This window comes from Allobosea caraganae, from assembly GCF_003351345.1.
GTDB classification, from domain to species: Bacteria; Pseudomonadota; Alphaproteobacteria; order Rhizobiales; family Beijerinckiaceae; genus Allobosea; species Allobosea caraganae.
Genome location: NZ_QQTO01000020.1, coordinates 106,928 through 122,445 on the forward strand (window position 1 = coordinate 106,928; position 15,518 = coordinate 122,445).

8 protein-coding genes are annotated in these 15,518 nt (G+C 68.3%); 5 read left to right on the forward strand and 3 right to left on the reverse strand.

The window, feature by feature from the left end; translation table 11 throughout:
* Window positions 1–10: 10 nt before the first annotated feature.
* Window positions 11–2,824 (reverse strand): Rne/Rng family ribonuclease, encoded by a 2,814-nt coding sequence (locus tag DWF00_RS13520; protein WP_114831394.1) that lies wholly within the window; start codon window positions 2,822–2,824, stop codon window positions 11–13.
* A gap of 647 nt (window positions 2,825–3,471) precedes the next feature.
* Here DWF00_RS13520 and DWF00_RS13525 point away from each other — a divergent pair.
* The 4 genes from DWF00_RS13525 (at window position 3,472) to DWF00_RS13540 (ending at window position 9,838) form a co-directional block, all read left to right on the forward strand.
* Window positions 3,472–4,704 carry an N-acetylmuramoyl-L-alanine amidase gene (locus DWF00_RS13525; RefSeq protein WP_181832805.1) on the forward strand — a complete coding sequence of 411 codons (1,233 nt, stop codon included), beginning with the start codon at window positions 3,472–3,474 and terminating at the stop codon, window positions 4,702–4,704.
* A 190-nt stretch (window positions 4,705–4,894) separates the two neighbouring features.
* A complete protein-coding gene (locus DWF00_RS13530) occupies window positions 4,895–7,345 on the forward strand; it encodes a penicillin-binding protein 1A (RefSeq protein WP_114831396.1) in 2,451 nt (816 codons plus the stop codon).
* 211 nt (window positions 7,346–7,556) lie between these two features.
* A protein-coding gene (gene prfB / locus DWF00_RS13535) for a peptide chain release factor 2 (RefSeq protein ID WP_114831397.1) occupies window positions 7,557–8,685 on the forward strand; the annotation gives its coding sequence in 2 pieces (ribosomal slippage) (window positions 7,557–7,625 and window positions 7,627–8,685; 1,128 coding nt in all).
* 16 nt (window positions 8,686–8,701) lie between these two features.
* Window positions 8,702–9,838, forward strand: coding sequence for an SGNH/GDSL hydrolase family protein (locus tag DWF00_RS13540; RefSeq protein ID WP_114831398.1), 1,137 nt, complete (start codon window positions 8,702–8,704; stop codon window positions 9,836–9,838).
* Between the two features lie 14 nt (window positions 9,839–9,852).
* Here DWF00_RS13540 and DWF00_RS13545 read toward each other — a convergent pair whose 3' ends face one another.
* Window positions 9,853–11,184: a M23 family metallopeptidase gene (locus DWF00_RS13545; protein WP_114831399.1), complete on the reverse strand. Its 1,332-nt coding sequence runs from the start codon at window positions 11,182–11,184 to the stop codon at window positions 9,853–9,855.
* A 79-nt stretch (window positions 11,185–11,263) separates the two neighbouring features.
* Window positions 11,264–11,728 (reverse strand): peroxiredoxin, encoded by a 465-nt coding sequence (locus DWF00_RS13550; protein ID WP_114831400.1) that lies wholly within the window; start codon window positions 11,726–11,728, stop codon window positions 11,264–11,266.
* 361 nt (window positions 11,729–12,089) lie between these two features.
* Between DWF00_RS13550 and DWF00_RS13555 the strand changes: the two genes are divergently transcribed.
* On the forward strand, window positions 12,090–15,503 hold the full coding sequence (locus DWF00_RS13555; RefSeq protein ID WP_114831401.1) for a YhdP family protein: 3,414 nt from the start codon (window positions 12,090–12,092) through the stop codon (window positions 15,501–15,503).
* Window positions 15,504–15,518 lie beyond the last annotated feature (15 nt).

Genomic DNA, 15,518 nt, shown 5'->3' on the forward strand with positions numbered 1-15,518 from the left:
CCAGGTCGGATCAGTTGCGGCCGGCGAGCTTGTTCCACCAGCCGCCGCGCTTGGGCCGATCCGGATCCGGCGGCGTCAGCACGACCGCGACGGGCTCCTCGACGACGGGCTTGACGGGCTCGGGCGCCGGTTCCGGGGCGGGCTCGGGTTCCGGCACCGCAGCGGCGGGCTCGACCGGGGCAGGGGCGGCCTCGGGGACCGGGGCCTCGGCGGTCGCGCCGCCTTCGGTGATCGGCACGACCTTCTTGCGCGAGCGGCTGCGCTTGGGCTTCTCGGCCTCGGCGGCCGGTTCCGCGACAGGCACAGGCTCGGCAATGGCCTCGACGACAGGCGCGGCCTCGACGCTCTCCTCAGTCACAGCCTTCTTGCTGCGGCTGCGGCGGGCGCGCTTCGGCTTGGCGCCGTCCTCGTCCGCCGGGGCTTCCGCGACCGGCTCGGCGACGGGGGCGGGAGCCTCCGTCACGGCCTCGGCAGCGACCGGCTGCGTCTCGGCCGCAGCGGCCTCGTCGCTGCTCTCCTCGCCCTCGTTCTCATCGCCGTCCTCATCGCCATCGGCATCGCTGCCGCCGTCGAGACGCTGGCCATTGGCATCGCGCTCGCCGCCACGCCGACGCCGGCGACGCCGGCGGCGCTTGCGGCCGCCTTCGCCACGCTCGCCCTCGGTGCGCTCACCTTCAGTCCGATTGCGCTGACCCTCAGGCGAGGCGACGGCCTCTTCGGCGATCTCGCCATCCACCTCGACCTCGGCCTCTTCGGCCTCAGCCTCGGCGGCGGCGTCGAGCGCATCGTCGTCGATCGGGTCGGCAAGCGCCTCGGCCTTGAACGGGCTCGGGACGACGCGGCCCTCGTTGCCGACGAACTCACCGCGCTCGACCTCGAAATAGCGGGTGCCGAGCAGGGTCGCATCGGCCGAGATCGTGATTGCGATGGCGAAGCGGGTTTCCAGATCGGTCAGATGGGCGCGCTTCTGGTTGAGCACGTAGAGCGCCACTTCCGGCCGGGTGCGGACGGAGAGATTATGCGAGGCGCTCTTGATCAGCGCCTCTTCGAGCGCGCGCAGGATCTGCAGCGCGACCGACGGGGTCGAGCGCATCATGCCGGCGCCGGCGCAATGCGGGCAGGGAATCGAGGAGCTCTCGAGCACGCCGGTGCGGATGCGCTGGCGCGACATCTCGAGCAGGCCGAAAGCAGAGATGCGGCCGACCTGGATGCGGGCGCGGTCGTTCTTGAGGCAGTCCTTGAGCTTCTTCTCGACGGCGCGGTTGTTGCGGTTCTCCTCCATGTCGATGAAGTCGATCACGATGAGGCCGGCAAGGTCGCGCAGGCGCAACTGGCGGGAGATCTCCTCCGCCGCTTCGAGATTGGTCTTGAGGGCGGTGTCCTCGATATTGTGCTCGCGGGTCGAGCGGCCCGAGTTGATGTCGATCGCGACCAGCGCCTCGGTCTGGTTGATGACGATGTAGCCGCCGGACTTGAGCGTGACCGTGTTGGAGAACATCGCGTCGAGCTGGCTCTCGACGCCGAAGGCGGCGAAGAGCGGCGTCTGCTCGCGATAGCCCTTCACGCTCTTGGCATGGCTCGGCATGAGCATGCGCATGAAGTCCTTGGCCTCGCGATAGGCCTCGTCGCCGGCGACGTGAACCTCGTCGATGTCCTTGTTGTAGAGGTCGCGGATCGAGCGCTTGACGAGGTTGCCCTCCTCATAGACCAGCGCCGGGGCGACGGAGGCGAGCGTCAGCTCGCGCACGCTCTCCCACATCCGCATCAGGTACTCGTAGTCGCGCTTGATCTCGACCTTGGTGCGCGAGGCGCCGGCCGTGCGCAGGATGATGCCCATCCCCTCCGGCACTTCCAGCTCCTGGGCGATCTCCTTGAGGCGCTTGCGGTCTTCTGCGTTGGTGATCTTGCGGGAGATGCCGCCACCCTTGCCGGTATTCGGCATCAGCACGGAATAGCGGCCGGCGAGCGAGAGGTAGGTGGTGAGCGCCGCACCCTTGTTGCCGCGCTCTTCCTTGACGACCTGGACCAGGATGATCTGGCGGCGCTTGATCACCTCCTGGATCTTGTACTGGCGGCGCGAATGGCGCGGGCGCTCGGGCATGTCGTCGAGGGCGTCGCCGCCGCCGAGATGCTCCGGCTCTTCCTGGGCCTCCTCGCCGGCTTCCTCGCCGTCCTCGTCCTCGTCGGACTGGCGGCGGCGGGACTCGCCATCCTCGGTCGCTTCCGCAGCGTCGGCTTCGACGGTCTCGGCCTCGAAGGTCTCGGTCTCGAAGGTCTCAGTCTCGAAAGTCAGCGGCGCGGCGTTCTCGACCGTGTCCTCATGCTCCGATTCGGCGATGGCCGGCGCGAATTCCTCGCCGAAGGCGGGTGCGCCCTCGTTGACCATGGCGGCTTCCTTGCCGTCGGTCTCGACCTCGGCGCTGACCGTCTCGTCACTGGCGGCGCGCTTGGCGCGGCCGTCCCGGTCGCCACGCCGGGGGCGGTCGCGGCGGCCGCGCTTCTCGCGGCGCTCCTCGTCGCGCTCTTCCTCGCGCTCGGCCCGCACCTCTTCGGCGATCAGCGCCTGCCGGTCGGCGACGGGGATCTGATAGTAGTCCGGGTGGATTTCCGAGAAGGCGAGGAAGCCGTGGCGGTTGCCGCCATACTCGACGAAAGCCGCCTGGAGCGACGGTTCGACCCGCGTGACCTTCGCCAGATAGATATTGCCGCGCAGCGGTTTGCGGCTGGCGGACTCGAAATCAAATTCCTCGACGCGGGACCCGCGAACCACCACGACCCGGGTCTCTTCCGGGTGGGTGGCGTCGATGAGCATCTTGTTGGCCATAAGACGTTTCCATTGGCGCAGCGGCCTTCACCCGCCGGGCTGCGGATGAGAATCCGCTGCCGCGGGCAGGGGCGCCGCGCATAAGCCGGGTTTGAGCGGCATGTTGCAGGAGGGAGGGTTCGATCAGGACGCAATGGCGGATCGGGGAACCCGGCCGGGCAACAAGCCCGCCGTAGCCCCGAAGGTATGGACGATGCACCGGTAAGCTAAGCGGCGTCGTATGCCCCGACATCTGACCTGACCTGCGGCGCGCCGAAGCGCTCCGCGTTTGCACGCTCGCGGGACTTGGCCATGCGCCGAACTCGTTGCCTGACGCCGGCCGTCCGCGGACGATCCGTTGGCGGTTGCCTTGCCGCGACCGCACCCAGGACGGGGCGGCCACCCGGCCTGCCCAGGCGCCAACGGATCCTCGGATCCGGATGCGCGACGGGCAGCTTCGCAATGCAACCATCCCCATTACAGATAGGTGACAGTGATTTGCAAGCAACATCGTGAGGCAATCGCTTCGGCCCCGCCCCTGCGGCGTTCACCCCCGGGGAGGGGCGTGATAACCAATCGTTAAACCCTCGCGCCAATATGGTTAAGCCATGGTGACGCCAACAGGGACGAATCTCCTGTCGCTCCGCTTCCGCTCTCGCAGCGCCGGCATGGTCCGGCTCGTGGCCTCAGGCATGATGCGCCTGGCGCTCGCGGGCGGGCTTGCGCTGCTGGCCGGTGCGCCTGCCTTCGCCAATCCGGCCAGGCCGAGCACCGAATTCCCGGTCGCGACCGACGCGAAGATCGAGCAGTCCGGTGAGGTCGTCAGGCTGACCATGGCGCTGTCGCGCCCGGTCGAGGTCAACGCCTCGGTGATGGCCGGGCCCGACCGCGTCATCGTCGAACTCCCCTCGGTCAATTTCCAGGTGCAGCCGAACGCTGCGAAGAAGAGCGCCGGCTTCGTCAGCGCCTTCCGCTTCGGCCTGTTCTCGGCCGAGAAGTCGCGAATCATCCTCGACCTGTCGCAGCCGGCCATCGTCTCGCGCGCCGAGGTCCGCAGCCAGCGCGGCGGCTTCGGCGAACTGGTGATCGAGCTGAAGCGCGTCAGCCGCGCCGAGTTCCAGGCCGTGGCGAAGCTGGCCGAGCGCAAGCCGCCAGAGGCTCCGGTCGAGCCCGCCAAGCCGCAGCGCGACGGCCGCCAGCTCGTGGTCATCGACCCCGGCCATGGCGGCATCGATCCGGGCACGGTCGTGGCCTCGATCGCCGAGAAATCTGTCGTGCTCGCCTTTGGCCTTGGCCTGAAGGAGCAATTGGAGGCGGGCGGGCGCTATCGCGTGCTGATGACGCGCGCTGACGACGTCTTCGTGCCCCTCGGCGAGCGGGTGAAGATCGCGCGTGCCGCCGGCGCCGACCTGTTCATCTCGATCCACGCCGATTCGCTGGCGCAGGCGCAGGATGTGCGCGGCGCCACGATCTATACCGGCTCCGAACGCGCCACCGATGCCGAATCGGCCAGGCTCGCCGCCAAGGAGAACCAGGCCGACGCGGTCGCCGGCCTCGACATGGCCGAGGAGGTGCAGGACGTCGCCGGCATCCTGATGGACCTCGCCAAGCGCGAGACGCGGACCTTCTCCTCGCTCTTCGCGCGCAACCTGGTCGAGAAGCTCGGCGGCTCGGTGAAGATGCACAAGGTGCCGCTGCGCTCGGCCGGCTTCCGCGTGCTGACGGCGCCGGACGTGCCCTCGGTGCTGATCGAGCTGGGTTATATGTCGAGCCCGAAGGACGCCGAGCTGCTGAACTCGGCGGAATGGCGGACGCAGGCCGTGGCTGCGGTTCGAACTGCGATCGACAGCTATTTCGAACGCGGCCAGCCCGTCGGCAAGGCGGCTGCGAACCAGCGCTGAGGCTTGAAACCAGCGCTGAGGCTTGGCGCAGAGAACAAAACTGGTCTTGGCGGCGATTTGTGGTGTTGAGGCCACGGTTCCGCCATTTCCGCCATGCTATAGACGTGATTTGGAAGCGACGAGGACTGACGCGGCGAATCGGATGAATCCGACGCAGACCGCGCGGCATGATCAGGGGCTCGAGCCTTAGATGCGGTTTGTACTGCGATTCTTCGGGTGGCTATTCGCCGCGGGGGCGGTGGTCTTCGTCGTCGGCGCGCTCGGCGCGGCCGCGATGATCTGGCATTACTCGAAGGACCTGCCGGATTCGGCGCAGCTCCGTAACTACGAGCCGCCGGTGATGACGCGCGTCCATGCCGGCGACGGCAGCCTGATCGCTGAATTCGCGCGCGAGCGCCGGCTCTACCTGCCGATCCAGGCGGTGCCGAAGCTGATCATCGACGCCTATCTCTCGGCCGAGGACAAGAACTTCTACAAGCATGTCGGCGTCGATCCGGAAGGCCTGGTGCGCGCCGCGATCTCGAACTTCCGCAACCGCGGCTCCGGCCGCCGGCCGCAGGGCGCCTCGACCATCACCCAGCAGGTGGCGAAGAACTTCCTGGTCGGCTCGGAAGGCTCGCTCGAGCGCAAGATCCGCGAGGCGCTGGTGGCGCTGCGGATCGAGGCGACCTATTCGAAGGACAAGATCCTCGAGCTCTATCTCAACGAGATCTATCTCGGCGCGCCGGCGCCGGGGCAGGGCAGCTACGGCATCGCCGCCGCGGCGCTGAACTATTTCGGCAAGTCGGTGCACGAGCTGAACATTCAGGAGGCCGCCTATCTCGCGGCCCTGCCGAAGGCGCCGACCGACCTGCACCCGTTCCGCAACCGCGACCGCGCCATCGAGCGGCGCAACTACGTGATCGATCGCATGGCCGAGAACGGCTACATTGCGCGCGACGCTGCAGACAAGGCCAAGGCGCAGCCGCTTGGGGTCAACCCGCGCACGGTCTCGCCGAACAACATCGCCGCCGGCTATTTCGCCGAGGAGATCCGGCGTGAGCTGCAGGACCGCTACGGCGAGAAGAAGCTGCTCGAGGGCGGCCTCTCGGTGCGCGCCACAGTCGACCCGAAGATGCAGCTGCTCGCCCGCAAGGCGCTGGTCGACGGCCTCGTGCGCTTCGACGAGGCGCGCGGCTGGCGCGGCGCGATCCAGAAGCTCGACACCACCGCCCGCGACTGGGGCCTGCCGCTCGGCGACCTGCCGGTGCTCGGCGACGTCGCGCCCTGGCGCCTCGCCGTCGTGCTCGACGTCGCCGGCGATACGGCCCGGCTCGGCCTGCACCCGGGACGCGACAATTCCGGCGCGCTGCTGAACGACCGCGCGACCGTGACGCTCGGCCCGGACGGCATCCGCTGGACCCGGCGCGCGCGCGTCAGCCAGGCGGTCTCGGCCGGCGACGTGGTCTATGTCGAGCCGCTCGACGGCAAGCCCGGCCAGGTCCGCCTGCGCCAGATGCCCGAGGTCAACGGCGCCATCACCGTGATGGACCCGCAATCGGGCCGCGTGCTCGCCATGGTCGGCGGCTTCTCGCACGACCAGTCCGAATTCAACCGCTCGACGCAGGCGCTGCGCCAGCCGGGCTCGTCCTTCAAGCCCTTCGTCTACGCGACCGCGCTCGACAACGGCTACACGCCGTCCAGCATCGTGCTCGACGCGCCGATCGAGATCGACCAGGGCGGCGGCCTCGGCATGTGGCGGCCGGAGAACTATGACGGCAAGTCGACCGGGCCGCGCACGCTGCGCTACGGCATCCAGTTCTCGAAGAACCTGATGACGGTGCGGCTCGCCAAGGATGTCGGCATGCCGCTGATCGCGGAATATGCCCGCCGCTTCGGCATCTACGACGACATGCTGCCGGTGCTCTCGATGGCGCTCGGCGCCGGCGAGACCACGGTGATGCGCATGACCGCGGCCTATTCGATGCTGGTCAATGGCGGCAAGCGCATTCGCCCGACCCTGATCGACCGCATCCAGGACCGCTTCGGCGCCACGATCTTCCGGCACGACCAGCGCATCTGCGAAGGCTGCAGCGCCGATAAGTGGAGCCAGCAGCGCGAGCCGCGCCTGATCGACAACCGCGACCAGGTGCTCGATCCGCTGACCGCCTACCAGATGGTCTCGCTGCTCGAAGGCGTCGTCAACAACGGCACGGCGCAGGTGGTCAAGTCGGTCGGCAAGCCGCTCGCCGGCAAGACCGGCACGACCAACGAGGCCAAGGACGTCTGGTTCGTCGGCTTCTCGCCTGACCTCGCCGTCGGCGTCTACATGGGCTTCGACAAGCCGAAATCGCTCGGTAACTCGGCGACCGCCGGCCAGTACGCCGCGCCGATCTTCCGCGATTTCATGGCGGCGGCCCTGAAGGACAAGCCTGCGACGCCGTTCCGCGTTCCGGCCGGCATCAAGCTGATCCGCGTCGATCCGCGCACCGGCATGCGCGCCGGCGGCGAGGGCGGCATCCTGGAGGCGTTCAAGCCCGGCACAGCGCCGCCGGACAGCTATTCGGTGATCGGCGCCGCCGGCGACGGCACTACGCCCCTCAGCGTCGCGCCTGCGGGCGGCGGGCGCAGCGTCGGCTCGGGCACGGGCGGGCTGTACTGAGGCCTGACGCTCGCTGCCTCCGCCATCATGGTCGCCCTTGTGGGCGACCACCCACGTCTCCCTGGATCCGCGTGGCAAGACGTGGGTGCTCGGCACAAGGCCGAGCATGACGTGGAGGGCGGTGATCGAGGCCTTGGGCGTTTACAGCCGAGCCTTTCACCCCTATCTCAGCGCTCCAGCGCGAACCCGTAACGGAAGCCGATCCCCAATCATGCGTCCCGAAGTCCAGACCCAGCTCGACAACGCCAAGCAGTCGATCGGACTGCTGAGGAGGCATCTTTGACTGGGATGTCGCACATCGACGCCTCGCGGAGCTGAACGCGCTCTCCGAGGGCCCCGACTTCTGGAACGACGCCGAGCAGGCACAGAAGCTGATGCGCGAGCGCACCTCGCTCGAGGACCAGATCAACGGCATCACCAAGCTGGAGCGCGATCTCGACGACGCGCTGACCCTGATCGAGCTCGGCGAGATGGAGGAGGATGCGGCCTCCGTCAGCGAGGGCGAGGCTGCGATCAAGGCGGTCGAGCATGAGGCGGCGCGCCGGCAGGTCGAGACCCTGCTCTCGGGCGAGGCCGACCAGCTCGACACCTATCTCGAAATCCATCCCGGCGCCGGTGGCACCGAGAGCCAGGACTGGGCCGAGATGCTGCTGCGCATGTACCGGCGCTGGGGCGAGCGGCGGAACTTCAAGGTCGACATGCTCGACTACCAGGACGGCGACCAGGCCGGCATCAAGTCGGCGACGCTGCAGTTCAAGGGCCATAACGCCTATGGCTGGCTGAAGACCGAATCCGGCGTGCACCGGCTGGTGCGGATCTCGCCGTTCGATTCGAATGCGCGGCGGCAGACCTCCTTCGCCTCGGTCTGGGTCTATCCGGTGGTCGACGACCGCATCGTCATCGACGTGAAAGAATCCGACTGCCGGATCGACACGTACCGGGCGCAAGGCGCGGGCGGCCAGCACATCAACACGACCGATTCGGCGGTGCGCATCACGCATATCCCGAGCGGCATCGCGGTGACCTGCCAGCAGGAGCGCTCGCAGCACAAGAACCGCGCCAAGGCCTGGGACATGCTGCGCGCCCGCCTCTACGAGGTCGAGCTGAAGAAGCGCGAAGAGAAGGCCAATGCCGAGCAGGCCTCCAAGACCGATATTGGCTGGGGCCACCAGATCCGCTCCTATGTGCTGCAGCCCTACCAGCTGGTGAAGGACCTGCGCACCGGCGTGAGCTCTACGGCGCCGTCCGATGTGCTCGACGGCGATCTCGACCCGTTCATGGAGGCCTCGCTGGCGCAGCGGGTCTACGGCACGGAAGTCGAGGTCGAGGATATCGACTAGCGGCTAGGAGCCGGGCATGACGACAGAAAAGCCCGGCTCGCGCCTGCGCAACGGCCTGATCAACCTTGGCGTCTCGCTGGCGAGCCTCGCCGTCTTCCTGCTGCTCTGCGAGTTCGTGCTGTTCCGCTTCGTGCTGCCGGGCAGCGACGTGCCCCGCAACGACTTCGTCAACGAGGTCGTGCGCTATGCGCCAAACCAGCAGGGCGTCTGGCGCATCCGCGACGAGGTCGTGGCGCCGTTCTCGATCAACGCCAAGGGCTGGAACTCGCCGCTCGCCGACTATCCGCAGGAGCGCAAGCCGGGTGTGAGCCGCATCGCCTTCGTCGGCGACAGCTTCGTCGAGGCGCTGCAAGTGCCGGTCTCACGCAGCTTCGCCGAGGTGATGCAGGCGGGACTTTCGGCCACGCGGCCGACCGAGACCTATCGCTTCGCCATCGCGGGTGCCCCGCTCAGCCAATACCTGCAAATGGTCGAGCGCGAGGTGGTGGCGGCGAAGCCGGACGCGATCGTCGTACTGCTGGTCCATAACGATTTCGACGAGAGCTTCCTGTTCAAGCCGGGGCGCTACACGTCGAGCTTCCTCAAGCTGAGGATCGAGGGCGGCAAGGTCGCGGGCGAGGTGCCCCCGCAGCCCTGGCGGCCAGGCGCGGTCGAATGGCTGCGGCAGAGTGCGACGGCGCGCTATTTCCTCTACCGCTGGCAAGTGCGGCCGCAGGCGCTGGTCGATGCGATCTTCGGACCCGCCCCGGCGCAGGCCCAGGCCGGGGACACCAGGTTCGCCGCCAATATCGACGTCGCCTCGGTGCTGAGCCATGAGGCAGAGATCAAGCTGACGACCGACTATGTTTTCAAGCGCCTGGCCGAGCGGGCGGGCAGCATCAGTGCGAAGCTCCTGGTCGCGATGGATGGCGACCGCCAGGCGATCTATGCCGGGCGCGCGGACAGCCCTGCCTTGAAGCTCAACCAGATCGCGGCGGAGGCGGCACAGCGCGCCGGCATAGCCTTCCTCGACCTGCACCCCGTTTTCGCCGCGGACTGGGCCAGGAACCATCAGCGCTTCGATTTCGATGCCGACTACCATTGGAACGAAAAGGGCCACGCCGTTGCCGGCGCAGCCGTGGCTGATGCGTTGAAAGCGCTGCCTGTTCCGTAGTTTGCAGGCTTGGCTTAAAGCATTCCCGCAAGCTTGCCGCCGGCGCGCAGGAAGCGCGTCGGGTCGAGCGGCTCCTCGTTGATGCGGGTCTCGTAGTGCAGATGCGGGCCGGTGGAGCGTCCGGTCGTGCCGACCTTGCCGACGACCGTGCCGGTCGAGACCGCCTGGCCGGGCGAGACCAGGATCGCCGACATATGGGCGTAGCGCGTGCTGACGCCGCCGGCATGCTCGATCTCGACCATGTTGCCGTAGCCGCCGGTATATTCGGCCGTGACTACCTTGCCGGGCGCGGTGGCCCGCACCGGCGAGCCAGTCTCGGCCCGGAAGTCGATGCCGGTATGCATGGCCGGTGAGCGAGTGAAGGGGTCGACGCGGTAGCCGTAGTTCGAGGTCATGTCGACCTCACCCTGCATCGGCTTGCGCAGCGGCAATTGCTCGATCAGCCCGCGCAGGCGCACGACCGATGAGATGCGCGGCTGCAAGGCGCTCAGCGAGGCCTCGAACGGGCCGGCGGAGGCGTCGATCTTGAAGGGAACGAAGGGGCCGCCGACGCCGCCCTTGGTGGCAGGGGCCGCGACCGAGGCCGCCAGCTTCTCGGCATCGATCCCGGTTTCGGCCAGCGCGCCGCGGATGGTCTTCTGCGAATCGGCGAGGCTCTCGTCCATCTGGCGCAAGGCCGCGAGCTGGGCGTCGGCGGTGCGGGCGATCGAGCGGTCGACCCGGTCGAGCGTCTCGGCGACGCGCTTCACCGGCGCCTGCGGCTGCGGCTCGGCCTCACCCGATTCCCAGGGCGCCGGGCTCTTGCGCTCCTCGGCGCCGCGCAGGGGCAGGCTCTCGGGTGCCGGCATCGGCTTGCCTGGGGCGATCGGCGCGAAGCTGGAGACGCTGGAGGCGCGCACCGGCTCGTCCGGCTTGATCAGGCGGGCGCCGCGCAGCGGCGCTTTCGCGGCGCCGGGTGCGATGCCGATCGACTGGAGCGTCTCGGCGACGGAGGCGACCAGCGCCTGCTTGCTCTCAAGCTCGGACTGGCGCGTCACCAGCTCGTCGACGCGGGCCTCGACGCCGTCCTGGTCGATCAGGGCGCGGCTGGCGAGCCGGTCGATATCGGCGCGCAACGCCGCGATCCGATCCTCATAGGCATATTGGCGGGCCGTCTCTCGGGCGATCAGCCGGGCGGCGAGATCATCCTTGTTGAGAATGTACCAGCCGGAGGCGCCGCTGATCGCCGTGGTCAGCGTCAGCAAGGCGAGCCCGCCGAAGGCCGTGGCGCGGCGGATCGTGTAGGCCTTATGCGAGACCAGCCCCGTGACGGGGAGGGCCGGGCCTTGGGAAGCGGAATGGGTCATACGCAGTACCGGATGTGACGCTGCCGATCCTGCAATCAGACAATATTAGGGTTAATCTTTCGCAAAGGGCGCGGTCGTCTCACAGCGCCCGGGCTGCCGCGAGAACCTCCTCGACATGGCCGGCAAGCTTCACCTTCGGCCAGATGCGGGCGATCCGGCCGTCCTTGTCGATCAGGAAAGTGGTGCGCTCCACGCCCATGTATTGGCGCCCATACATGCTCTTTTCGACCCAGAGCCCATAGGCTTCGAGCATGGCGTGCGCCTCGTCGGCAACGAGCGGGAAGGCGAGCTCATACTTCTTCTTGAACTTGTCATGGCGCTTGGCGGGGTCGGGCGAGATGCCGATGACCTCCGTGCCCGCTGCGCCAAATTGCTCGCGCAAGCCGTTGAAGGCAATGGCTTCCTTGGTGCAAGTCTCGGTGTCGTCCTTGGGATAGGCGTAGAGCACGACCTTGCAGCCGCGCAGGCTCGAAAGCGTCAGCGAGCCGCCGCCATCGGTCGGCAAGGTAAAGTCGGGCGCCAATTCGCCTTCCGTCAAAGCCACGGATTGCCTTCCTTTCGTCGTGTTCGGGCTGCATGCAGCGGGAGAATCGTTTGGCAGGGTATGCCGGATTTCGGAACCCAAGCCAGCCGAGCATGTTTCGCAAGGGCGGCTCCCGTTTCCGACAGGGGCGTGCTTGAGGGTAGGTTGGGTGCGAATTCTGGCCGACCAGGAGCGCGCCGGGTCGGATGAGAGCCGAATCGGTTAGTGTTGCGGCGGCATCCGTGCGAGCCTTGGCTGCGCGGTCATCCGGGTCGCGGCGTTTGTCGTGGCGGGCCTATCCGGGGGTGAAGAATCCACTTCGCTCCTCCATCCCAACGCAAAGGCTCCGGTGAACGAGACGACGGATCAAAGGGGGCAGGCCGTGGCGAAGACGCCGGCCTGCGACGAGGTCGCTATCGTGGCGCGCCGGGCGAAGGCCGGGCTCGTGACCATCGCGGTCGCGGTGGTCGTCGCGCTCGTCACGCTGGCCGGGGCGGCCGGAACCCTGCTCGTCACCGGCATGATCCCGCTTTCGGGCCTGGAGGGCCGGATTTCGGCCGCGATCGCCGAACGGCTCGGACCCGACTGGAAGGTCGAGGCCGAGCAGGCCGAGCTCAGCCGAATCGACGGCCGCTCACAGCTCATGGTCAAGCAGGTCTCGTTCCGCCATCGCAGCGGCGCGGCCTTCCGCGCGCCGGAGGCCGTGCTCGGCTATGAGCCCCTGGCGCTGCTGCGCGGCGAGATCAGGCTCGTTTCGGTCGACCTGCGCGGCGTCAACGTCCGGCTCGGCGTCAACCATGACGGGGCGCTGATCGTGAATGCCGATTCGGCGCCGGTCGAGGTGCCGCCGCAGCCGGTCTTGCCCGATGCCGGGCATTGGAACGCCTTCACCAGCATCATGGGCGCCGTCGGCACGCTCGCCCAGGGCGACGGGCTGCTCGGCGCGCTGGAGACCGCCGGCATGCGCGGCGCCAGGCTGGCGCTGGTCGATCCCGACGGGCGGCAGAAGGCCGGGCTGGAGGATGTCGACATCAGGCTGTCGCGCGCCGATAACGGCGTCACCCGCCTGACCATGAAGGGCCGGACCGGCTCGCGCTGGAAAGAACTCTCGATCGACCTTTCCACCGACAAGGACGGCACGCACCACGCCGAGGTCGACATCATCCGCTTCGAGCCGGCCGAGGCGATGGCGCTCGCCTTCGGCACGGCCAGCGTCGCGATCGACGGCCTGCCGATGAAGGGCAAGATCTCGCTCGCCCAGAAGCCGGGCGGCGAAAGCAAGATCGACGCCCGCTTCGACATCCTGCCCGGCACGGTGCGGTTCCGCGACAGCCCGATCGAGCCGATCACGATCGAATCGGCCCATGTCGAGGTCGAGAGCAATGGCGGACTGAACGATTTCCGCATCCGCTCGACCGAGGTGAAGGCCGGCGCGACGCAATTGCACGGCACGGGCCGGCTCAAGGAGGAGAACGGCGTCTGGCAGGCCGCGCTCGACGTGAGCGGCCAGGTCGCGGGCCTCGACTCGGATCCGCCGGTCGCGATCGACAGGATGCATGGCGACCTGACACTGGACCAGCGCGCCGGCGAGGTACGGATTCCCAGCTTCACGGTTCAGGGGCCGGCTGTTCATGCCGAGCTGACGGGGCTGGTGCGCCGCGAGGGCGAGTCGCCCTATCAGAAGCTTTTGATCAAGAGCACCGACTCGGACGCGCGCGCTATCCTGGCGATCTGGCCGGGCTGGACATCGCCGGAGCTGCACGGAACGCTGCGCCGGCAGCTGCTCGCCGGCCGCATGAAGTCCGTCGTGGTCGATCTCGACCTGCCCGCGGCCGACCACGCGCGCCTGGTGAAGGGCGCCGGCCTGCCGGACAAGGCGCTCTCGGTCTCGGTCGACGGCACTCAGATCCGCTTCCAGCCGGGGCCCGGCCTGCCGCCGCTGATCGACGCCGAGGTGAACGGCACGGCGAGCGGGCGCGTCGTCACCCTGGCAATCCCGAAGGCGACGGCCGATCTCGGCAATGGCCGCAAGCTCGCGCTGAGCGAGGGCAGCTTCAGCCTGCCGGAAATCTGGGTGCACCGTGCTCCGGCCCGCGTCGGATTCCGCACCACCGGCCCGATGGATGCGCTGGCGGCGCTGTTCGCCTATCCGGCGCTGAAGGATTTCACGCCGGGCGCGCTCGACCCGGCCTCGCTGCGCGGGATGAGCGACCTCAAGACCATGTTGGTCCTGCCGCTCGCCGACGACGTCAAGGCGAACGAGGTCACGGTCCAGAGTTCAGGCAACTTCACCAACGTCGCCTCCGACAGCCTGCTCGCACCGGAGAAGCTCGACGGCGCCAACCTGGCCGTGACCTTCGACGGCAACGGCCTGTCGCTGCGCGGCGACGGGCGGGTCAGCGGCGACAAGGCGCAGATCGAGGTCAAGCAGAACCCGAAGGGGCAGGGCGAGGCCAACCTCTCGCTCGTGCTCGACAATGCCGCCAGGCAGAAGCGCGGGCTCGGCGCCGAGGCCGGCATCACCGGGCCGGTGCCGGTCAAGGTCACCAAGGCCCTGGGCAGCAAGGGGGACCAGCCGCCGCGCATCGAGCTCGACCTGACCAGGGCGGCGATCGAGAGCAGCATTCCCGGCTTCGCCAAGGCGGCCGGCAAGCCCGGCAAGGTGAGCTTCAACTACCTCGCCGACAATGACGGGCCCGATCTCGACGATTTCACGCTCGACGCCGCCCCGGTGCTGATCAAGGGCAAGGTCGAGCTCGGCAAGCAGAACGGCTTCGAGAGCGCCAGCCTGTCGCAGGTCCGGATCTCGCCCGGCGACAACCTCAAGGTCGAGGCCAGGCGCGACGGCAGCCTGACCAAGCTCACAATCCGCGGCGCGGTCGCCGATGTCAGGCCCTTCGTCAAGGACCTGCAGGGCGCGCCGGCCCCGGCGGGGCGTCGCGACAAGGCCATGCCGAAGGAGGCCGATCTCGACATCGACCTCGACGTGCCGATCCTGACCGGCTTCAACAACGAGGCGATCGGCAACGGCAAGATGAAGCTCGCCAAGCGCGACGGCGATTTGCGCTCGCTGAGCTTCGACGGGCGGATCGGCAAGGCCAACGTCACGGCCCGCAAGGGCGACGGCTCGGGTGCGCTCGTGGTACAGTCGGAGAATGGCGGCGCGGTGCTGCGCTTCTTTGACCTCTACCGCCGCGCCCATGGCGGCGACCTGATCCTGACGCTCGGGCCGGGCGAGACCCGCCAGAGCGGGGAGTTGCTGTTCCGCGACTTCGTGGTGCGCGACGAGCCGGCGCTGAAGCGCGTCGTCGGCGAGCAGACCAACCTGGCGATGGCGGGCGACGCGCCCGGCGGGGTCGCGACCCCGCGCATCAACGCCAACGAGGCCGCCTTCACCAAGCTCAGGGCCGAGTTCAGCCGCTCGGCGAGCCGGCTCGACGTCTCCGACATGGTGATCTGGGGCCAGCAGGTCGGCTTCACCTTGCAGGGCAATGTCGATTACGGCCGCGACCGGGTCGACATCGCCGGGACCTTCGTGCCGGGCTATGCCTTCAACAACGCCTTCGCGCAGGTTCCTGTCGTGGGTGCGCTGCTCGGCGGCGGCAGCCAATATGGCGGGCTCTTCGCGGTGAATTTTCGCATCTCAGGCGCCGCCAGCGCGCCGACCATGACGATCAACCCGCTTTCGGCGATCGCGCCCGGCATCCTGCGCCGCTTCGTCGATCCGCTGGGCGGCTCGCCGATCGAGCGCCCGGTGCAGGGGCGAGTGTCAGGGACCAACGAAGCCCAGCGCTGAAGTTTGACAATAAGC

Bases quoted from the DNA above. Each gene is read 5' to 3' on its own strand.
- DWF00_RS13520 (WP_114831394.1), bottom strand. From the start codon at position 2,824: ATGGCCAACAAGATGCTCATCGACGCCACCCACCCGGAAGAGACCCGG.
- DWF00_RS13525 (WP_181832805.1), top strand. From the start codon at position 3,472: ATGGTCCGGCTCGTGGCCTCAGGCATGATGCGCCTGGCGCTCGCGGGC.
- DWF00_RS13530 (WP_114831396.1), top strand. From the start codon at position 4,895: ATGCGGTTTGTACTGCGATTCTTCGGGTGGCTATTCGCCGCGGGGGCG.
- DWF00_RS13540 (WP_114831398.1), top strand. From the start codon at position 8,702: ATGACGACAGAAAAGCCCGGCTCGCGCCTGCGCAACGGCCTGATCAAC.
- DWF00_RS13545 (WP_114831399.1), bottom strand. From the start codon at position 11,184: ATGACCCATTCCGCTTCCCAAGGCCCGGCCCTCCCCGTCACGGGGCTG.